Source organism: Paenibacillus sp. GXUN7292 (genome assembly GCF_050864975.1).
In the GTDB taxonomy this organism is placed as follows: Bacteria; Bacillota; Bacilli; order Paenibacillales; family Paenibacillaceae; genus Pristimantibacillus.
The window spans coordinates 1-19968 of sequence record NZ_JBOZWO010000043.1 but is presented as its reverse complement, the minus strand read 5'-3'; the positions used below and the strand labels follow the sequence as shown (position 1 = coordinate 19968).

The 19968-nt window shown below is 45.6% G+C and carries 17 protein-coding genes; 12 read left to right on the top strand and 5 right to left on the bottom strand.

Annotation, left to right across the window (positions count from 1 at the left end):
- The 3 genes from ACRRU2_RS24220 to ACRRU2_RS24210 all read left to right on the top strand — a co-directional run bounded on the left by ACRRU2_RS24220 (position 1) and on the right by ACRRU2_RS24210 (position 2137).
- Positions 1 to 963, top strand: a complete 963-nt coding sequence (locus ACRRU2_RS24220; protein ID WP_331700636.1) for an ABC transporter ATP-binding protein — start codon at positions 1 to 3, stop codon at positions 961 to 963.
- Positions 960 to 1778, top strand: a complete 819-nt coding sequence (locus ACRRU2_RS24215) for an ABC transporter permease (protein WP_432505652.1) — start codon at positions 960 to 962, stop codon at positions 1776 to 1778. Before ACRRU2_RS24220 ends, ACRRU2_RS24215 begins: the two co-directional genes overlap by 4 nt.
- 71 nt (positions 1779 to 1849) lie before the next feature.
- On the top strand, positions 1850 to 2137 hold the full coding sequence (locus tag ACRRU2_RS24210) for a HesB/YadR/YfhF family protein (protein WP_432505650.1): 288 nt from the start codon (positions 1850 to 1852) through the stop codon (positions 2135 to 2137).
- A gap of 527 nt (positions 2138 to 2664) precedes the next feature.
- On the opposite strand, the gene ACRRU2_RS24205 is transcribed toward ACRRU2_RS24210, so the two are convergent.
- The 3 genes from ACRRU2_RS24205 to ACRRU2_RS24195 form a co-directional block, all read right to left on the bottom strand.
- Positions 2665 to 3525 carry an SDR family oxidoreductase gene (locus ACRRU2_RS24205; protein ID WP_331700633.1) on the bottom strand — a complete coding sequence of 287 codons (861 nt, stop codon included), beginning with the start codon at positions 3523 to 3525 and terminating at the stop codon, positions 2665 to 2667.
- 6 nt (positions 3526 to 3531) lie between these two features.
- Complete coding sequence (uxuA, locus tag ACRRU2_RS24200; RefSeq protein ID WP_432505648.1) at positions 3532 to 4608, bottom strand: mannonate dehydratase; 1077 nt, start codon at positions 4606 to 4608, stop codon at positions 3532 to 3534.
- Between the two features lie 118 nt (positions 4609 to 4726).
- Positions 4727 to 5404, bottom strand: coding sequence for a GntR family transcriptional regulator (locus ACRRU2_RS24195; protein WP_331700631.1), 678 nt, complete (start codon positions 5402 to 5404; stop codon positions 4727 to 4729).
- A gap of 157 nt (positions 5405 to 5561) precedes the next feature.
- Between ACRRU2_RS24195 and ACRRU2_RS24190 the strand changes: the two genes are divergently transcribed.
- Positions 5562 to 7610: an alpha-glucuronidase family glycosyl hydrolase gene (locus tag ACRRU2_RS24190; protein WP_432505646.1), complete on the top strand. Its 2049-nt coding sequence runs from the start codon at positions 5562 to 5564 to the stop codon at positions 7608 to 7610.
- A 71-nt stretch (positions 7611 to 7681) separates the two neighbouring features.
- Here the strand turns inward: ACRRU2_RS24190 and ACRRU2_RS24185 are convergent, their stop codons facing one another.
- Positions 7682 to 8551: an AraC family transcriptional regulator gene (locus ACRRU2_RS24185; protein WP_331700629.1), complete on the bottom strand. Its 870-nt coding sequence runs from the start codon at positions 8549 to 8551 to the stop codon at positions 7682 to 7684.
- 131 nt (positions 8552 to 8682) lie between these two features.
- Between ACRRU2_RS24185 and ACRRU2_RS24180 the strand changes: the two genes are divergently transcribed.
- Positions 8683 to 10188, top strand: coding sequence for a tagaturonate reductase (locus ACRRU2_RS24180; protein ID WP_432505644.1), 1506 nt, complete (start codon positions 8683 to 8685; stop codon positions 10186 to 10188).
- Positions 10181 to 11710, top strand: a complete 1530-nt coding sequence (locus ACRRU2_RS24175; RefSeq protein ID WP_331700627.1) for a UxaA family hydrolase — start codon at positions 10181 to 10183, stop codon at positions 11708 to 11710. Before ACRRU2_RS24180 ends, ACRRU2_RS24175 begins: the two co-directional genes overlap by 8 nt.
- Before the next feature lie 73 nt (positions 11711 to 11783).
- Here the strand turns inward: ACRRU2_RS24175 and ACRRU2_RS24170 are convergent, their stop codons facing one another.
- Positions 11784 to 12389, bottom strand: coding sequence for a TetR/AcrR family transcriptional regulator (locus ACRRU2_RS24170; protein WP_331700626.1), 606 nt, complete (start codon positions 12387 to 12389; stop codon positions 11784 to 11786).
- 142 nt (positions 12390 to 12531) lie between these two features.
- Between ACRRU2_RS24170 and ACRRU2_RS24165 the strand changes: the two genes are divergently transcribed.
- The 6 genes from ACRRU2_RS24165 (at position 12532) to ACRRU2_RS24140 (ending at position 19167) form a co-directional block, all read left to right on the top strand.
- Positions 12532 to 13428 carry an ABC transporter ATP-binding protein gene (locus ACRRU2_RS24165; RefSeq protein WP_432505641.1) on the top strand — a complete coding sequence of 299 codons (897 nt, stop codon included), beginning with the start codon at positions 12532 to 12534 and terminating at the stop codon, positions 13426 to 13428.
- Complete coding sequence (locus tag ACRRU2_RS24160) at positions 13421 to 15019, top strand: ABC transporter permease (RefSeq protein WP_331700624.1); 1599 nt, start codon at positions 13421 to 13423, stop codon at positions 15017 to 15019. The genes ACRRU2_RS24165 and ACRRU2_RS24160 overlap by 8 nt, the downstream gene beginning before the upstream one ends.
- Positions 15020 to 15496: 477 nt before the next feature.
- The gene (locus tag ACRRU2_RS24155) at positions 15497 to 16450 is read left to right on the top strand and encodes an ABC transporter permease (RefSeq protein WP_331700722.1); all 954 of its coding nucleotides are present in this window, start codon (positions 15497 to 15499) and stop codon (positions 16448 to 16450) included.
- Entirely contained in the window at positions 16440 to 17381 is a 942-nt protein-coding gene (locus ACRRU2_RS24150; protein ID WP_432505639.1) for an iron chelate uptake ABC transporter family permease subunit, read from the top strand. Before ACRRU2_RS24155 ends, ACRRU2_RS24150 begins: the two co-directional genes overlap by 11 nt.
- Positions 17378 to 18136: an iron ABC transporter ATP-binding protein gene (locus ACRRU2_RS24145; protein WP_331700622.1), complete on the top strand. Its 759-nt coding sequence runs from the start codon at positions 17378 to 17380 to the stop codon at positions 18134 to 18136. Before ACRRU2_RS24150 ends, ACRRU2_RS24145 begins: the two co-directional genes overlap by 4 nt.
- Before the next feature lie 32 nt (positions 18137 to 18168).
- A complete protein-coding gene (locus ACRRU2_RS24140) occupies positions 18169 to 19167 on the top strand; it encodes a siderophore ABC transporter substrate-binding protein (RefSeq protein ID WP_432505636.1) in 999 nt (332 codons plus the stop codon).
- The last annotated feature ends 801 nt before the right edge of the window (positions 19168 to 19968 follow it).

The window sequence follows — 19968 nt, the reverse complement described above, 5'->3', positions numbered from 1 at the left end:
ATGCTTGAGGTTACAGGTTTGACGAAGGCGTTTGGAAGCTTTCAAGCAGTCAAAGGAATCAACTTTTCGATTGAAAAAGGACGCTGTACAGCGCTGCTAGGTCCAAACGGGGCCGGAAAAACGACTACTTTGCGAATGCTGACGGGGCTGCTGGAGCCTAGCGGAGGCTCAATTGCATATCGTGAAGGCAAACAGGTTACCGCTACTAGACCTGAGGATTACCGCCAGCTGATCGGATATTTGCCGCAAATGCCGAGCTTCTACAATTGGATGAACGGAATGGAGTATGTTGTGTACGCTGGCAGGCTATGCGGGCTTTCGACGGCAGAGGCGAAGAAGAAGGCTGGGCTGCTGCTGAAAAGAGTGGGGCTGGAGCAGGCGGCAAAACGAAAAATCGGCGGATACTCAGGAGGCATGCGGCAGCGGCTTGGTCTTGCTCAGGCGCTTGTGCATGAGCCGAGGCTGCTCGTTATGGATGAGCCTGTCTCAGCGCTTGACCCAATCGGCAGGCGCGAGGTGCTGTCTTTGCTGCAGGAGCTAAAAAGTGAAATGACGATATTGTTCTCCACGCATGTACTTCATGATGCGGAGGAGCTTTGCGATGATATTATAATAATTCGTGAGGGCGAGGTGGCACTTTCGGGCTCGCTGCAGCAAGTCCAGCAGCAGCACCGCCAGCCGATTATAGAGGTGCGTCTGGAGGGAGAAGGCTCTGAAGGCAAGCAGAAGCTTGAATCATGGCTTCGCGCTGCCGAAGCTGCTGTAAGCTCTGTTTCAGGAAAACCTTTGTTTGATAATATTGAAAAGCAGGAGCGGTTAATTTTGTTTACTGCACAGCAGCTTGACGAGGGAAGGCAATGGCTTATGGAGCACTTAACCCGCAATCAGCTGAAAATCAGCAAGCTTGAAGTCGGCCATTCATCGCTTGAGCAATTATTTATGAGGGTGGTGAGCGAGCGATGAGCACGGTGCAATTGAACAGAACAAAAGGGCTTGCTCGCTGGACGGCTATGCTGCAAAAGGAATTGCTGGAGCAGGTTCGCAGCTTTAAGCTTGTGTGGGTACCGCTGGTATTTATGGTGCTTGGCATTATGCAGCCATTATCAACCTATTATATGCCTCTTATATTAGAGAAGACGGGCAATTTGCCGACTGGCACAGTAATCGATATTCCTATGCCAAGTGCGGTTGAAGTGCTGGCTTCTACTTTACAGCAATACGGCACGATTGGCGTGCTGGTCATTGCGCTGGTCGGAATGGGTGCTGTTTCCGCTGAGCGCAATAGCGGCATTGCTTCTTTAATATTGGTTAAGCCAATCCCCGCCTGGTTCTTTATTTCATCCAAATGGGCAGCCAATACGATTTTGGCATGGGTTGCGCTGTTGTTAGGGTATGGAGCAGCCTATTATTATACAATCGTTTTATTTGGTGAAGTAAAGCTCGTGTTATTCTTAAATAGTTATCTTGTTTATGGGACTTGGCTTACGCTTATTGTCACTTTAACCATATTGTTCAGTACGCTGCTTAGAAGCGGCGCAGGCGCAGCTTTTTCTGCTATTGGTGTCATTCTTGTTCTTTCACTGTCAGCCTCGCTGCTGCCCAAATATATGAAGTGGAGCCCGGGCGCTTTAAGCGGGTATGCTTATCAGACGGTAATGGACAGCATAGCGGCGCCGATGATGGTTTTTTGGTCGCTTGCTTCTACTGTAGCGGTTATTGCTGCAGCATTATTTGCGGCTTCCTATTATTTAAAATCAAGTACGGCTGTCGATCATTAATCATAATTGGTGACCAAAGGGCATAAATAGGCTAAAATAGACTAAAGTACCCTTTGAGGAAGTGATAAGTGATGAAGCTGATCGTAGAACAGCAAGCTGCAAGATGGTATAAGCAGGAAATGGATCTAAGTGAAGGTGACAGCTTACGCATCTTTGTCCGACTAGGAGGGTGCGGCAGCGTACATCCCGGCTTATCGCTCGGGATTGCAAAGGAAGAGCCACGCAGTCCAGGGATGGTGGCGAATGTGGAAGGCATACAGTTCTTCCTGGAGGAAGACAATGTATGGTATGTAGAGGATAAGGACCTGCATATCAGCTTTAATGAGCAGTATGAGGAAATCATTATGAAGGTCGTTTAACGCAGTGTAGATAATAAGCATCAGGGAGCGTGTTGTTATTGGGATTGGCGCCGCTCGATGCTGTGAAGTTTTAAAAGCTTAAAAGCCCCGTTCCGACAGGAATGGGGCTTTGTTGTACGCTTGTGAGGATGGAGAAGTGGGAGAGTCTTCCTATGAAGGTCATTTTAAGTTTGATATATACCCAAAATTTGGCGTACAGCAGCAGCCCTCCACCCAAACTTGATCGCAGCCCTTTCGATGTTGCTTCATCCCCAATGAATCAGTAATCTTCCTAGCTGGTCAGACGTTCCGCTATTGCGTCTAAAATCGCAGTTTTGAGGCAGCAAAGTGACAGACGTTCCGTTATTGGACAATAAATCGCAGAAAAAGCCCTGTTTAGAACTGTATAGCGGAATGGGTGTCCGCGAAAATAAAAAAATGGCAGTTTTAAGGCAAATAACGGAATATGTGACCATTTCGCTCATTGCGGACAACAGCAGCCCTCCGCTCAAACTTGACCGCAGCAGAATCCCTTTAAATTGCTTGATTTACACGCCTGAGTAGGCCATGAAGCCGCCATCGACAGGGATGGTCGTTCCGGTTACGAAGCCTGAAGCGGTATCATCTACGAGCCATAGCAAGGCGCCAAGTAAATCTTCAGGCTTGCCGAAGCGTCTCATCGGTGTATGAGAGATGATTTTGCCTGAACGTTCGGTAAGCGAGCCGTCTTCGTTAACTAGCAGCTTATGATTTTGTTCTGTCAGGAAGAAGCCGGGAGCGATGGCGTTGACGCGAATGCCTGATTCGGCCATGTGAACGGCCAGCCATTGCGTAAAGTTGTTGATCGCGGCCTTGGCTGCGCTGTAAGCCGGCACCTTGGTCATAGGAGAAGGAGCGCTCATGGATGAAATATTAATAATGACCGGGCTCTGGCGATCCAGCATTTGCTCCGCAAAAATTTGCGAAGGAATCAAAGTGCCGATAAAGTTCAAATCGAGCACCTGGCGGAAGCCATCAATGCTTAAATTGAAAAAGGTCGTTATATTGTTTTTGCCTGTATCTTCCGGCCTATAAATTTCATTTGTTGTATTAGCGCTTGGATGATTGCCGCCTGCGCCGTTAATAAGAATATCACATGCGCCAAGCTGCTCTTGTACCAGCTTGGCAGCCGCTTTCACGCTATCTGCGCTGGTAACATCGCAAGGCACGGCAATGGCGGTGCCTCCTGCTGCGCGAATTTCTTCAGCAACGGCTTCTGTTTTGGAAGGCGTACGGCCCAGAATGGCAAGCTTCGCCCCTTGTCTGGCAAGCTCCAATGCCATGACACGGCACAGCACGCCAGAGCCGCCGGTAACGACAGCCACTTTTCCTTGCAGGGATTCATGTACAGGTTGTTGTTTAGCAGTCATCGTTCATTACTCTCCTTTCTTCGTATCCGCATAGTGATAAGCGTCCCATAATCCCCAAAGATGCATAATGCCTAGTCCGCGGTCGTACAAGCCGTATCCAGGCCTGCACTTTTCGCCCCAAATATGGCGTCCATGGTCAGGGCGCGCATAGCCGGTAAAGCCAATATCATAGTAAGCTTTCATGATGCCTGCAATGTCGACTGTCCCATCCTGTGTGCGATGCGACGTTTCGATGAAGTCGCCGTTGTCGTACACCCGAACATTGCGTATATGAGCGAAATGAATGCGATCCTTGAATTCATGAATCATAGCCACGATATCATTGGCAGGATTAGCGCCTAGTGACCCGGAGCATAGCGTAATGCCGTTGGCGGGATGATCATGCAGGCTGACAAGGCGGCGCAGCGATTCCTGTGTATTGATAATGCGCGGCAAGCCGAAGATCGGCCAAGGCGGGTCATCTGGATGAATGGCCATCGCCATTCCGTGCTCGGCTGCAACCGGGACGATTTCATCAAGGAAGTATTTTAAATTATCCCATAGTTTTTCTGGAGTAACCTCGCGATAAGCTTCAAAAAGCTTCGCAAGATGCTGCAGGCGTTCAGGCTCCCAGCCCGGCATTGTCATAGAACGATCGGCATTAATTTGTTCCACCAGCACAAAAGGGTCGATATTGTCTATTCGACTGCTTTCATAGAATAATGCTGTTGAGCCGTCCTCCAACTCCTTGAACAAATCTGTACGCAGCCAATCGAATACTGGCATAAAGTTGTAGCAAATGACTTTGACTCCTATTGTGGCAAGGTTTTTAATCGTTTCTTTATAGTTCGCAATATACTGGTCCCGCGCAGGCAGTCCTAGCTTAATATCCTCATGCACATTAACGCTTTCAACAACGTCAGTGTGAAGTCCGGCTGCATCTGCCTGAGCTTTAACGGCCTGAATTTTTTCAATAGGCCACACTTCGCCCGCAGGAATATCATGCAGCGCCCATACGATGCCATCTGTGCCAGGAATATGCCTGATATATTCTAGCGGAACAGGATCATTGCCTTCACCGAACCAACGAAATGTCATTTTCATGCTTAACCCTCTCCCTCTCCCTCTCCTTTAAATGGAGCAGCATTGTAATTAATCCACTTTATCAAAACTTGCACATGAATTATTTTGTATTTTTGCGGTACGTTATGAAAAGATCACGTTATTTAAAGTAAGTAGGATATTTCTCCTTCAACAGCTTTTGGTCATGAACGCTTAAGTTAATATGCTGATCCATAATTTTCTTGCCGAGCTCGGCGTCTTTCGCAACGATAGCATTGTACATTTGGCGATGCTGCTCGTACAGATGCTGCCAATTGCGGTCGCTCGCCAGCATTAATCTTCTGCTGCGATTCAGATGCACAGTCAGCTGCTGCATGGCATTCCAAGTATTGAGCTTGTTGCAGCCCTCGAACAAGATGCCGTGAAATTGCTGATCCAGCTCGAACATTCCTTTATGATCGGATTGTTCGATAATATGCTGCTGCTGTTTTAAATTCATTTCTAATTGAAGCAGCGCCTGCTGATCAAATTGCTGGCATGCCAGCTGAATAACAGCGCCTTCCAGCTGCTCCCTCATAAAACGAGCTTCCTCGACCAAGTCGGTATCGATCAAGGAGACGAAGGTGCCGCGCTGCGGCAATACTTGAACAAGCCCCTCCTGCGCAAGGCGCATAAAGCTTTCTCTGACAGGTGTTCGGCTAACTTCGAATAAGGTCGAAGTTTCATTTTCGGATAGCGGAGTGCCGGGAGCCAGCTCCATTGTAATAATCTGCTCGCGCAGCTTTCTATAAACCATTTCTCTAGTCGAGAGCGATTGTTGACGTTCACCCAAATACATATATTCACCTCTGACGGTTCAATTGTTCACCCTTCCATACTACCATACAAGTGTGGTAGTATGGAAGGGGAATCGTTTCGTATATACATCATGCAGCTTTTAAGCTTACGAAAGAAGGACAATGCTAGCGCATGAATGAAATAGGAGGAAAAGTTACATGAATAGTAAAGGCTATCAAGCATGGTTGAGCTATGATCAAGGAAAGCAAACGGAGGCGATGGCTCCTTATTTGAAGCAAATTGTCGTTGTAGGGGAGCAAACCGCTGTTGCACAAACGGCCAAGGAAGAGCTGACACAAGGGATTGCCGGACTTACTGGCAAAGCGCCAGCTGTTATGGAGAAGGCTGGCAACCATGCTGCAATAGTTGTAGGCGTCGTTGGGCAATTGGCTCAATATGAGCAATTGTTTGTGACTGCCGAGCTGGCTGCAATGGGGGAGGAAGCCTTTTTTATTCGTGAATCGGTAGAGAATAATACCATTGTTATCGCTGGCTTGTCGGACCGCGGTCTGCTGTATGGCGTATTTCACTTTCTTCGATTATTGCAGGCCGGAGAGATTAATCAGCCAATTGCAATAGCTGAAAAGCCATACTTCCAATTGCGTATGATCAATCATTGGGACAATATGGACGGCTCGATCGAGCGAGGTTATTCAGGACGATCTATTTTTTATGACCAATATCAAATTTTGGCAAACTCTCCGCGCATTAAAGACTATGCCCGCATGATGGCATCCATCGGCATTAACAGCATTGTTATTAATAATGTCAACGTATTTTTGCAGGAGACAAAGCTGATCACCGCGCACTATTTGCCTGATGTGGCCAAGATCGCCGCTGTTTTCCGCGGCTATGGCATCAAGCTGTTTTTAAGTATTAACTTCGCGGGACCTTACGAGCTGGGCGAGCTTGAGACAGCCGATCCTCTTGATGAGCAGGTGCAGCAATGGTGGAAGGATAGAGCAGCGGAGGTATACAGCTACATTCCAGATTTCGGCGGGTTCCTTGTAAAAGCTGATTCCGAAAACCGTCCTGGTCCGTTTACATACGGCAGGGATCATGCGGATGGTGCTAATATGCTGGCAGATGCACTGGCGCCTTATGGCGGCATCGTTTTATGGCGCTGCTTCGTTTATAACTGCCATCAGGATTGGCGGGATCGCTCGACGGATCGCGCGCGGGCGGCATATGATCATTTCAAGCCGCTGGACGGCGAGTTTAGAAGCAATGTTATTTTGCAAATAAAAAACGGTCCAATGGACTTTCAAGTTAGAGAGCCGGTATCTCCATTATTCGGAGCAATGGAAAAGACGAATCAAATGATGGAATTTCAAATTACGCAGGAATACACAGGGCAGCAGCGGCATGTATGCTATCTGATACCCCAATGGAAGGAAGCCCTTGAATATGACACGTATTTGCAGGGTGAAGGAACTACGATTAAAAAAATCGCAGCTGGTCAAGTGTACGCCTACACACATTCGGGCATAGCAGCAGTTACAAGCATCGGTAATGACGATAACTGGACAGGACATCATTTGGCGCAAGCTAATTTATACGGCTATGGCCGTCTGCTCTGGAATCCGGAGCTGTCGGCCGAGAGAATTGCCAAGGAGTGGACCTATCAAACGTTCGGCCCAGAAGAGCAAGCAGTTGACATTATTGTGGGCTGGCTGATGGGATCATGGAGAACCTATGAGAACTATACCTCTCCGCTTGGTGTGGGCTGGATGGTTACTCCGCATTACCACTATGGCCCTGATATAGATGGCTATGAATATTCTAAGTGGGGCACGTATCATTTTGCCGATCGTGACGGGATTGGCGTAGATCGTACGGAAGCTACAGGGACAGGCTATGCGGCGCAGTATGCACAGCAGCATGCCGAGATCTATGAGGATGTATCTGCTTGTCCAGATGATTTGCTGCTATTTTTCCATCATGTGCCGTATACGCATAAGCTGCATTCTGGTAAAACAGTAATCCAGCATATTTACGATACACACTTCTTAGGGGTAGAGCAGGTTGAAGAGCAAATAAACAATTGGAAAAAGCTCGAGGGTGTGATCGATAAGGATCGTTACGAGCATGTGCTGGGCAGAGCGGAAATCCAGCTGGAGAGCGCCAAGCATTGGAGAGACGTCGTCAACACGTACTTCTTCCGCAAGTCAGGCATTGCCGATGAGCAAGGCCGCACGATTTACTAATTTTATATAGCTGAGAAATAAGAATGACCTCAAACCCGGCAACGGCGGATGAGGTCATTTGCGTGTGTCCTTCATTCGTTATATTTATAGCCAGCCGGCGTTGTGCCGGTCAGCTTCTTGAATGTCCGATGAAAATGTGGAATGCTCTCGAAGCCGCAAGCCAGCGCTATGTCGGCCACATTGCTGTTTTTTTCGCGCAGCAGCTCCTTCGCTCGAATGATTCGCTTCGTAGTGACAAACTCCGTTACATTCATACCGGTAAATCGCTTGAATGATCTTGAATAATGGGCAACGGATACGTTGGCGCGCTTGGCAAGCTCGATAAGCCGCAAGTATTCCGCCTGCTCCAGATGCTCGTTAATATAGCTGAACGAGCTTTCCAGCCAATCCGGCATCTCTTCCGAGCTTCTGCCTGCAGCATGATGGCCGGCAAGGCTGTCGAGCCGGCTGAATTCCAGCAGCATGCGATGCACCTCCAGTTGGACTGCCTGCCGGTAACCGACCTGCTGCAGCGTCAGCTCTGCTTGAATGCGATCTAGCGCTGCGATCAAACTAGTCTGGGCTTCCGCCTGAAGCTTATGACGATAGGCTCGCTCCCGCTTGGCAAGCTCGAAGCAGCGCAAATACGTATAGGAATCACCTAACGGAGCACTGTACGCAAATGATGCGTTGAAGAACATCGCAGTTGCTGTTTTGGGATTGTTTTGCTGCGGAAAAGAACGGTGAATCGTATTGGCCGGAATCAGAAACAAATCGCCTGGCTCAGCATCGTAGTAAGCCTGGTCAATAAAGAAAGTTCCACTGCCGCTATATATAAAAGCAATTTCATACCAGTCGTGCAAATGATTAGGCAGCTCATTTTGCGCGCTTTTTGTATCCTTATAAACAAATTCAAATGGAAATACGGATTGATTGTCGAAGCGCCTGCGGTATGGATTCATCGCTATCCCTCCATTTCTTCATAAATAGTGTAGCAAACATCAAAAAAGAGTACAAATATGATTTATTAGTGTATTTATAGGCTCATTATTGTTTCGATATAATGAAGGTATTAAACCGAGGGGGTAAACAGATGAATACTACTATTCATAGGCGTATAGAAAAGTGGACCGAGCAGCAGAAGCAGCTGCATCAGCAGACCGCACAGCTCCCGATTAAAGTGCTGCAGATTGGCGAAGGCAATTTTTTGCGAGGTTTTTTTGACTGGATGATTTATTCCTGCAGACAGCAGGGCTTGTATGAGGGCGCTATTGCAGTTACGCAGCCGAGAATAAGCGGCAAGCCCAAAATCGATGCTCTTGCTGCGCAGGAAGGTGTATATACATTAGTAATTCGCGGCTTGGAAAATGGAATCAACGTGGAGCGCAGGGAAATTATTTCTGTGTTCGGCGAGGTGTTCGATCCTTATTCGCAGTGGAATAAATTTTTGGAGCTGGCGAAGAGCGAGTCGCTGGAGGTTGTCGTATCCAATACAACGGAAGCGGGACTTGTCTACAAGCCGGAGGCGCTTAAGGAGAACGAACCGATACATTCCTATCCGGGAAAATTAACGAAGCTGCTTTTTGAAAGATATACTTTTTTTAATGGCGATCCTTCCAAAGGGCTAGTATGCTTGCCATGCGAGCTGCTGGAGCGCAACGGCGACCGTCTTCGCGAGTGTGTGCTGCAATACAGCGAGGATTGGGGCTATCCAGATGCTTTTAAAAAATGGATCTTAGAACATAACCAGTTTTTGAACTCACTTGTTGACCGTATTGTAACGGGCTATCCGGATGATGAGCAGGCATTCAAATGGTTCGAGGAATGGGGATATAAGGACGGTCAGCTTACTACTGCAGAGCCTTATCATTTGTGGGCGATAGAAGCGGATGCCGATCTGGAGCGCCTGCTGCCGCTGCAAAAGGCTGGGCTGAACGTACACTGGGTAGAGGATTTAAAGCCTTATCAAACCCGCAAGGTGCGTATTCTTAACGGAGCGCACACATTGATGACACCGATTGGGATATTGCATGGGATGGAGCAGGTGCGCCAAACGATAGAGCATGAACAGCTTGGAGCATTTGTAAAAGAAACAGTAGAGCGTGAAATTATTCCGGCGCTGCCGATGGGGCAAGAGGAGCTTTGCAAATACGCAGCCGAGGTATATGAAAGATTTCTTAATCCGTTTATTCGCCATCGTCTTTCCGATATTGCAATGAACAGCTTGAGCAAGTTTACTACGAGATTGCTGCCTTCTCTTCTTTACTATATTGAGCGTGGGGAGAAAGTACCGCAAGGCTTGCTGAAGGGATTTGCCGGGCTGCTCAGATATTATAAGGTGGAGCAAACAGCCGAAGGATATGCTGGCAAGACACTTAAAGGAGAATCCTATCTAGTTCGCGACGACGAGACAATGCTTGCAAAGGTAGCTGGAATATGGCGGGAAGCTGCCGGAAGCAAACAGCCGCTTGGCGAAACGATCGCTCTGCTGCTTGCTGCTTCGGATATTTGGGGTTGTAATGTGGCAGAGCTTCGTCCCGCTTTGACGGCGGAGCTGGAGCAAGCGATTGTAGAAATGGAGCGTGCAGCAAATGAATAGCTGGGTAAGGTTAAATGAAAAGGATCATGTTGTTATTGCACTTCAGCCATTCACAAAGGGCGATAAGATTGAGCTCGAAGAAGGACAGTTAACCGTGACGGAAGATATTCCTTCCGGCCATAAAATTTTAACAAGACCTGTCCAACAGGGTGATGATATTCTAAAGTTTGGCTATTCCATAGGTAAGGCGAAGGAGAGCTTGCAGCCAGGCTGCTGGATTCATACTCATAATATGGGCACTGGCCTTAAAGGCTTTCTTGATTACTCCTATGAGCCGGTTGAAGCAGTTAAAACGGCGTCAGCCGGGCAAGCAGCGCAGAGCAGCCTTCAAGCTGAGCTTGCGGCAGCAGAGCGGACCTTCCAAGGTTATGTCCGGCCTAATGGTGAGGTTGGCATTCGCAATGAAATATGGATTATTAATACGGTAGGCTGCATTAATAAGACGTGTGAAATTATTGCACGCAGAGGCTCAATGGAATTCGGTGATCGTGTAGACGGCATATATCATTTTGCCCATCCATTCGGCTGCTCGCAGCTCGGAGATGATTTGAAGCATACCCAGAAGCTGCTCGCTTCGCTTGCCCATCATCCTAACGCTGCCGGCGTGCTTGTTATTGGGCTTGGCTGTGAGAATAATCAAATTGAGCTGTTTAGGAAAGCGATCGGCGAGTTTGACGAGCAGCGCATTAAGTTTTTAAAATCGCAGGATGCTGCGGATGAAATAGAAGAGGCAATGGAGCTGCTGGAGCAGCTGGTTGAGTATGCTGAGCAGTTCAAACGTGAGCCAGTCCCGGTATCCAGACTTAAGCTGGGCTTAAAATGCGGCGGCTCTGACGGCTTATCCGGAATTACAGCTAACCCACTGGTAGGGGCTGTGTCCGACCGGCTGATTGCAGCAGGAGGCACTGCCATTTTGACTGAGGTTCCGGAAATGTTCGGAGCGGAGACGATACTGATGAATCGCGCGGAGAATGAGCAAATCTTTGAAAGTATCGTTCATTTGATTAATGATTTCAAGCAATACTTCATTAAGCATGATCAGGAAATTTATGAAAATCCGTCACCGGGCAACGTTGCAGGCGGTATTACAACGCTGGAGGAGAAGTCATTAGGCTGTACGCAAAAAGGAGGTCATGCGGTCGTATCCGATGTCGTTCCTTACGGAGAGCGAGTGACGAAGCGCGGATTAAGCCTGCTTGAGGCGCCGGGCAATGATCTAGTTTCGGTTACGGCGCTTTCAGCCAGCGGTGCCCATGTTGTATTTTTTACGACAGGTCGCGGCACGCCGTTCGGCGGACCAGTGCCAACCGTTAAAATTTCGACGAACAACAGCTTGGCCGAGCGTAAAAAGAACTGGATTGATTTTAACGCTGGACGATTGCTGACTGAAAAAACGATGGAGGAGCTTACTGATGAGCTGTGGGAGCAGCTGATTGCCCTTGCCTCCGGCGAGGTTCAAACGCATAATGAGCGCAATGGCTTTAAAGAAATCGCTATATTCAAAGATGGTGTAATTTTATAATATAAAAAGGAAGAAGATCGCCAAGCGTCTGGATAATCAGGCAGGGGGCGATCTTTTTGTTTAACCAAGCCTACTAAAGCTTTTCTTCTTGTTTATTCTGCTTGCCGGCAATCCCGTAAAAAAACAAATTCATAATCTCTTTTGTATGAGGCAGTATTGTTTTATAAACCTCTTCCTTTTGCAAATAGGAGGTCATCATATCGATATAAAAGAAAATCGTTTCGTGGGATAGGCTTGGGTCGATCATTCCTTCATTTTTGCCCTGTTCGAAAAATAAGTGAAAAAGCTCCATACCCCTTTCCCAAAAGGATTGACTGATCCAGCTGTCGGGCTTGGCGTATTCCTGCATGATGATTTCATAAAAATCTGGGTAAATCGTTATGGCTAACGTTGATTTATTAATAATGAGCTTTTCTGTTTTTTCAGCAAAAGACAGCTCTTTACTGTGGACGATGTCATGAAATTTACTATGCTCTATATCCATAAAATGCTGAATGGCTTGCTCAATAAGCTTTTGCTTGGACTCGAAATAATTAAAAATGGTTACCTGCGAAACATGAGCAGCCTTGGCGATATTTGACACAGAAGTTTGCTGTACGCCGTTCGTACTGAATAAATGAGTAGCTGCTTGCAAAATTTGATTCATTTTTTGCTGCTTTCTTTTTTCAAAACCGTTCATCCTGTCACCTCAAGCCTATCATACCATATGACTTTTGAATTTTACTAATAAAAAAAGTTCAAAACTATTGCAAATTGTTAATAAACAGCGTATATTTTGAACTGTAATTGAGTTAAAAGTTCAAAACTGAGAGGTGAAGGCCGTGAGTTTTGTTGAAGCGAGACAAATCAGTAAAAGATTCGGAACCGTTCATGCTCTAAAAAACATTAATATGACGGTAGAAGAAGGCGAGATATTAGGATTTATCGGGCCTAATGGCGCGGGTAAATCTACGATGATCCGGATTATGCTTGGATTGCTTAAGCCGTCTGACGGACAAATGAAAATTTTTAATAAAGACGCTTGGGCGGAGGCTGTGGAAATTCATAAGAAAATAGCCTATGTTCCAGGCGATGTTTATTTATGGCCGAATTTAACCGGCGGGGAAGTGATTGATTTATTGATGAATTTGAGCAGCCAGAAAAATGATAAACAGCGGGATTTCTATATTAAACGGTTTGAGCTCGATCCCCGCAAAAAATGCCAAACCTATTCCAAGGGAAATCGTCAGAAGGTTGCGCTAGTAGCGGCTTTAGCCTCAGATGCTGATTTATATATATTTGATGAGCCAACCTCCGGGCTTGATCCATTAATGGAAAGGATATTTCAGGAGTCAGTCCTGGAGCTGAAGGCTGCTGGGAAAACAGTGCTGCTCTCCAGCCATATTCTTTCGGAAGTGGAGAAGCTTTGTGATCGTGTTGCGATTATTCGCGAGGGAGAAATAATTGAAACAGGTACGTTGCAGGAGCTGCGGCATTTAACGCGCCATTTTTATAAGGTGGAAACGAATGAAGAAGCGGCGGAAATGGATCAGCTGCCGGGCATTTACGAGCTGAAGCAGGAAGGATGCCGGATTTCGTTCCAGGCTGAAGCATCAGCTTTAAACCCAATTCTTCAGCACTTGAGCAAGTATACGATTACGTATTTGGAAAGCACGCCTCCGACGCTTGAGGAGTTATTTATGGGCCACTACCAAAAAGAAGGTGCAGGAGATGCATAAGTTTACTGGGACAGTGCGGCTCTTTTATTTGCATATGCGGAGTGATCGGATTGGCATAATGCTTTGGCTTGCAGGCTTTACGGTTTTGTCAATGACTGTGGCAATCTCGCTAGCCCAGATGTTTCCTACTTCTGTTGAGAGGCAGGCAATAGCGGAAGCTCTGAAAAATCCTGCAATGATCGCGATGATTGGTCCCTCGGAAGGAATCGATAACTATACTAGCGGTGCTATGTTTGGCCATGAAATGATACTGTTTATGGCTATATTTGCAGCAATTATGAATATTTTATTGATGGCGAGACATACGCGGGAGGATGAAGAGGAGGGAAGACTTGAGCTGATTCGATCGCGCTCGGCAGGACGGCTAGCTCAGCTTGGTTCAGCCTGCTTGGAACTGTTTGCAATCAATTTTTCACTTGCAATTTTGCTAGGGGCAGGACTATCTATATTAAATATTGAAGGCATGCCAATAGCCGATAATTTTTTGTTTGGTGCTTCGCTCGGCTCGGTGGGGCTTTGCTTTGCAGCAATAACTGCTTTAATCGCGCAGGCGGCCGCTTCTCATCGAAGCACGGTAGGCATTAGCTTCGCTATTTTGGGAATTAGTTATTTATTTCGGGCCATGACGGATATTGAAAATACCGACTGGTCGAGTCTGTCTCCGTTAGCTTGGAGCTATCAAACGAATGTGTATGTTTCGCCGACATGGAAGCCGGTCATTATTGCGGCAGCAATTGCGGGTGTTATAGGCGCAGCTGCATTTTGGCTAAATCATAAGCGAGATTTGGGAGCGGGCGTCCTAAAAGGGCGAAAAGGAACGGCACGCGCTTCAGCTTTGCTCAAAACAGGCATAGGGCTTCAATTCAGATGGCAAAGAACGATGATCATCAGCTGGACTATTGGTTTTTTTATACTTGGAGCTTCATATGGATCTATTTTTGGCGATTTGGAGTCGTTCTTTCAGCAAAATGAAATGATGAGGAAAATGCTTGAAGGAGCAGCAGGATACAGCATGACGGAGCAGTTTCTGGCGGTCATTCTGGTCGTTATGGCAATTCTTATTACAGTGCCTGTGATTCAAGTGCCGTTTCGTTTGTTAAAAGAGGAAGCCAAAGGCAGGCTCGATCTGCTGTTTGCTCGGCCTGTTTCCCGTTATAAGCTGTTAGTGCAGGCCTTGAGCATTAGCGCAGCGAGCGCTGTTCTCTATTCCATCATGACCGCTGCAGGCTTATATGCCGCATCAACAGCCGTTATGGCGGAGCCAATTGCTTTTGGCATCTATGTAAAAGGGATATTTGCCTATTTACCTGCGATTCTCTTTATTGTTGGCCTGACTGCTTTGATCATTGGCGCCGCTCCACAATGGAAGATTCTGGTATGGGGCTATTTAATTGTTACCTTCTTTATAGATTATTTGGGCAATCTACTGAATTTGCCGGAGTGGTTCAGAAAGCTTTCCGTCTTTCACTATGCACCGCGCATACCTGTCGAGGAGGTGAATGTTCCGTCGCTACTGCTAACATTGCTTCTAACAGCTGGATTGATTGCTTTGGGTACTGTCCGGTATAGAAGACGGGATGTTTACATGTAACTGTTATAGTCAGGTCAACGAGCAACGGTAAAAGGATACTGTGATCAAGTTTGGGCGGATGCTACTGTGAGTCTTTTTTCAGACCCAATCATGCTCACAGTTATCCTTTCTTTTTGCATTTTTCGACCGGTTGCCCGCCTTGACCGGCAGTTTTAAAACTGTAACGGTTCCTTCATTAACGAACGAATATTCGGCCAAGCTTAAAAAACTTCTGCCACATTCTTAGTACGATCACAGGTCTGTTCACGTTCTTGTCACATATAATGAATAAATATAAAGGAAGTATAAGCAAAAAGCCGATTTACATTGACAGCATACATAATTGTGCATTATTATTTATATGTGATAATCATTATCATTGGATCCGGGTATGGATACGGATAATGGAAAACATCAAATAAATATGGCGGCTATTTTTTTTTGCCTCTGTATGAGAATGATTATCTTTGTAACCGACAAGGTATTGTGAGGTTTATGATGAAGCTTCGATATATGATTATATTTCTTGTCATCCTGTCGTTTATTTCATTATTCATCGGGGTGAAGAACGTAACGCCGCTTGGGTTATGGCATATGACAGATGATCAGTGGCAAATTATGCTGATCAGCCGCTTGCCTAGACTGATAAGTATTATCATTGCAGGGGTAAGCATGAGCGTCGCGGGACTTATTATGCAGCAGCTGAGCCGCAATAAATTCGTTTCGCCGACTACGGCAGGAACAGATGATGCAGCTCGCCTTGGAATATTAGTCGCGTTGATGATTTTTGGCGCAGCATCGACGATGGAAAAAATGCTTATCGCTTTTGTTTTTGCGCTAGTTGGCACATTTGTATTTATGAAAATCCTCGACCGCATCAAGTTTAAGGATGCCATATTTATTCCGCTGGTCGGGCTGATGTTCGGCAATGTGATTAGTGCTGCAACGACCTTTTTTGCTTATAAAAATGATTTGATTCAAAATATTTCTTCTTGGCTGCAGGGAAGCTTTTCCTTGGTGCTAAGCGGGCGATATGAGCTAATGTACTTAAGTATTCCGCTATTGGTTGTAGCTTTCTTATATGCGAATAAGTTTACGATTGCCGGCATGGGCGAAGAATTTGCAGTCAATCTCGGCTTGAACCACAAGCTGGTTGTCAATATAGGTCTTGTTATTGTAGCGCTGATATCCGTAGTTGTCATCGTTACAATTGGTACGATTCCGTTTCTAGGCTTAGTTATTCCTAACATTGTCACGCTGTACATGGGAGATAATCTGAAGAAAACGTTGTCGCATACTGCTGTGCTCGGGGCAACCTTCGTGCTCGTATGCGATGTGTTTGGCAGACTGATTATATATCCTTACGAAATTCCAATCGGATTGACTGTCGGTGTATTCGGAAGTGTGATCTTCCTCTATTTGCTATTGAGGAGGAGATCCAATGAAGCTTAAGCTAACGATGCTTGTCGTAGTGGCCGTTCTAGCTATTGCAGCCTTTATGTTTATCGATCTGCCGAGCAATTGGGACTATGCCCTGCAGCGCAGAGTGAAAAAAGTGCTGGCCATTGCGCTGACAGGTGGAGCGATAGCATACGCTACGCTGGTGTTTCAAACGTTGACGAATAACAGAATCTTGACTCCGAATATTATCGGCCTGGATTCGCTGTTTATGCTAACCCAAACCTTTATCATATTTGCTTTTGGCTCGATGAGCATGCCGATTACGAATAAGTATATGAACTTTTCTTTATCGGTTGCAGGCATGATTTTGTTTGTAGCTTTTCTCTACTGGCTATTATTTAAGCGAGAGGGGAAGCATTTGTACTTACTGCTTTTAATCGGTCTTGTGATGGGAACGCTGTTCGGCAGCTTGACTACGTTTATGCAGGTGCTGATTGATCCGAATGAGTTTCTCATTATACAGGGCAAAATGTTCGCCAGCTTCAATAATGTGAAGACAGATCTGCTGGTGTTGTCCTTTATTGTTGTGGGTGCTGTAGCTTTGTATTCTGCAAGGTTTACCAAGTTTTTTGATATTATGTCGCTTGGCAAAGAGCATTCCGTTAATTTAGGCGTTCCTTACGATTATGTCGTGAAAAATATGCTTATTGTAGTAACGATTTTGATAGCCATTTCAACAGCATTAGTAGGTCCGATTACTTTTCTAGGCCTTTTGGTCGTTAACTTGGCTTATCAATTTATGGGCACCTATCGCCATACGATACTTATTCCGGGCTCAATTCTAATCAGCATTATTGCTTTGGTGGGCGGCCAGTTTATCGTGGAGCGCGTATTTGTTTTTGAGACGACAGTAAGTGTCATTATTAACTTTATAGGCGGCGTATATTTCCTATACCTGCTGCTAAAGGAGAGTAAAGCATGATTGAAGTAAAAGATGTGTGCAAAGCTTATGGCGGCAAGCCAGTCATACAGAAGGTCTCTTTGAAAATTAATAAGGGCACAATTACTTCCTTTATCGGACCGAATGGAGCGGGTAAAAGTACGCTGCTTTCCATGATGAGCCGATTGATGTCGAAGGACAAAGGCGAGGTGCTGATTGACGGCAAAGAAATTTCAGCATGGAAAAGCACGGAGCTTGCGCGTAAAATCTCCATTTTGAAGCAGTCCAACCATATTAATTTGCGGCTTACCGTTCGTGAGCTTGTAAGCTTCGGACGCTTCCCTTATTCGCAGGGCAAGCTGACGAAGGAAGATTGGGAGCAGGTCGATGAAGCGATAGCTTATATGGATCTGACCGATATTCAGCATAAGTTTTTGGATCAACTGAGCGGCGGACAAAATCAACGCGCTTTTATTGCGATGGTAATTGCACAGAACACCGAATATATTTTGCTCGATGAGCCGCTGAACAATTTGGATATGAAGCATTCCGTTCAAATTATGAAGGTGCTGCGCAGGTTGGTTGAGGAGCTTGGCAAAACAGTAGTTCTTGTTATCCATGATATTAACTTTGCTTCCTGCTATTCGGATCATATCGTCGCGCTTAAAGACGGCCAAATTGTGAAGGACGGCCCGACGAGCGATATTATTGAGCGAGATGTACTTACCAGTATTTATGATATGGACATTCCAATTCAACATATAAATGGCAATCGAATTGGTGTTTATTTCACATAAAAATTATAAATATATATATAGGAGTGGAAGAAATGAAAAAAAGCTTAACATTAGCGATATTAGTGCTTGCACTAACGATGGTGCTGGCAGCATGCGGGGGCAAAAATGACGGCAATTCGGGCGGGGCAAGCAGCACGCCGTCCAACAGTCCATCCAGCAATCCTTCTTCTGAGCCATCTAGCCCGGCACAGCCTACTGAAATTACTGTCAAGCATTCGCTTGGCGAAGATACAGTTCCTGTCAACCCGCAGAAAGTTGTAGTATTTGACTTTGGTACATTGGATACTCTAGATAAGCTAGGCGTGGAGGTTGCTTCTGTACCGCAATCTAGCGTTCCGGGTTATTTGGAGAAGTATAAGGATTCCAAGTACGTGAATGCCGGCGCATTAAAAGAGCCGGACATGGAAACCATTCATGGCATGAAGCCGGATCTGATTATTATTTCTGGCCGTCAATCTGACTACTACAAAGAACTTTCAGAAATTGCACCAACGATCTTTATGGGCGTAGACAATGAAAATTTCATGGAGTCCTTCAAATCAAATGTGAAAACATTAGGTGAAATTTTCAGCAAGCAGTCTGAAGCAGAAGCGGCACTAACGGAAATTGATAAAAAAATTGCTGAAATTCATGAAAAAGCAGCAGCAAGCGGTAAAAACGGTCTTGTTATTTTAGCAAACGAAGGCAATCTAAGCGCTTATGGACCGAACTCCCGTTTTGGTCTCATCCATGATGTATTCGGCTTGACAGCTGTTGACACGAAGATCGAAGTATCGACACATGGCCAGCCAGTGACGTTTGAGTACATTGCAGAGAAAAATCCAGACTATCTATTTGTCATCGACCGCAATGCTGTAGTAGAAGGCTCTGGCAACGCGAAAGAAACGTTGAACAATGATTTGGTTAAAAATACAACGGCGTTCAAAGAAAATCAAGTTGCATACCTTAACCCGGATTATTGGTATCTATCTGGCGGCGGACTAATCTCCGTTGCTGAGATGGTTGATGAGGTTGAAGCTGCTTTGAAATAATAATTGAAAGCTTGACGGCTTGTCTTCTTGTATAATAGAAGGCAAGCCGTTTTTAACTAATCCAATAATGATGCGAAAGAGTTAATCCATGCTCCTACTGAACTTTTAACCTATAGTAGAAGGCTATCGATTAATTGTAGGCACTATAAATGTAATTGGGGTAACGGTTGTGCTTGAAATTTCTTATAGAAACGGCCTAGATGACCCGAAAATCGCGATTGTATATGAAATTTCATACATAAATGGTCGGTGCGGCCTCGAAATGGCCAAATGTATATGAAAATTCATATACAATAAGCCGAAATGGCCCGAAAGTTACAAATGTATATGAAATTTCATACATAAATGGTCGGTGCGGCCTCGAAATGGCCAAGTGTATATGAAAATTCATATACAATAAGCCGAAATGGCCCGGAAGTCGCGATTGTATATGATATTTCATATAGAAATGGTCGGTGCCGCCTCAAAATGGCCAAATGTATATGATATTTCATATACAATAGGCCGAAAAGTCCCGAAAGTTGTAATTGTATATGAAATTTCATATAGAAATAGTCGGCGCTGCCTGGAGATGGCCAAATGTATATGAAATTTCATATACAATAAGCCGAAATGGCCCGAAAGTTACAAATGTATATGAAATTTCATACATAAATGGTCGGTGCGGCCTCAAAATGGCCAAATGTATATGATATTTCATATACAATAAGCCGAAAAGGCCTGAAAGTCGCGATTGTATATGAAATTTCATATAGAAATGGTCGGTGCCGCCTCAAAATGGCCAAATGTATATGATATTTC

Excerpts from the sequence above, each read along its gene's own strand:
- uxuA (WP_432505648.1), bottom strand. The coding sequence starts at position 4,608 with ATGAAAATGACATTTCGTTGGTTCGGTGAAGGCAATGATCCTGTTCCG.
- ACRRU2_RS24155 (WP_331700722.1), top strand. The coding sequence starts at position 15,497 with ATGAAGCTTCGATATATGATTATATTTCTTGTCATCCTGTCGTTTATT.
- ACRRU2_RS24220 (WP_331700636.1), top strand. The coding sequence starts at position 1 with ATGCTTGAGGTTACAGGTTTGACGAAGGCGTTTGGAAGCTTTCAAGCA.
- ACRRU2_RS24185 (WP_331700629.1), bottom strand. The coding sequence starts at position 8,551 with ATGAATCCATACCGCAGGCGCTTCGACAATCAATCCGTATTTCCATTT.
- ACRRU2_RS24180 (WP_432505644.1), top strand. The coding sequence starts at position 8,683 with ATGAATACTACTATTCATAGGCGTATAGAAAAGTGGACCGAGCAGCAG.
- ACRRU2_RS24210 (WP_432505650.1), top strand. The coding sequence starts at position 1,850 with ATGAAGCTGATCGTAGAACAGCAAGCTGCAAGATGGTATAAGCAGGAA.
- ACRRU2_RS24140 (WP_432505636.1), top strand. The coding sequence starts at position 18,169 with ATGAAAAAAAGCTTAACATTAGCGATATTAGTGCTTGCACTAACGATG.
- ACRRU2_RS24215 (WP_432505652.1), top strand. The coding sequence starts at position 960 with ATGAGCACGGTGCAATTGAACAGAACAAAAGGGCTTGCTCGCTGGACG.
- ACRRU2_RS24195 (WP_331700631.1), bottom strand. The coding sequence starts at position 5,404 with ATGTATTTGGGTGAACGTCAACAATCGCTCTCGACTAGAGAAATGGTT.
- ACRRU2_RS24175 (WP_331700627.1), top strand. The coding sequence starts at position 10,181 with ATGAATAGCTGGGTAAGGTTAAATGAAAAGGATCATGTTGTTATTGCA.
- ACRRU2_RS24145 (WP_331700622.1), top strand. The coding sequence starts at position 17,378 with ATGATTGAAGTAAAAGATGTGTGCAAAGCTTATGGCGGCAAGCCAGTC.
- ACRRU2_RS24150 (WP_432505639.1), top strand. The coding sequence starts at position 16,440 with ATGAAGCTTAAGCTAACGATGCTTGTCGTAGTGGCCGTTCTAGCTATT.
- ACRRU2_RS24160 (WP_331700624.1), top strand. The coding sequence starts at position 13,421 with ATGCATAAGTTTACTGGGACAGTGCGGCTCTTTTATTTGCATATGCGG.
- ACRRU2_RS24205 (WP_331700633.1), bottom strand. The coding sequence starts at position 3,525 with ATGACTGCTAAACAACAACCTGTACATGAATCCCTGCAAGGAAAAGTG.
- ACRRU2_RS24170 (WP_331700626.1), bottom strand. The coding sequence starts at position 12,389 with ATGAACGGTTTTGAAAAAAGAAAGCAGCAAAAAATGAATCAAATTTTG.
- ACRRU2_RS24190 (WP_432505646.1), top strand. The coding sequence starts at position 5,562 with ATGAATAGTAAAGGCTATCAAGCATGGTTGAGCTATGATCAAGGAAAG.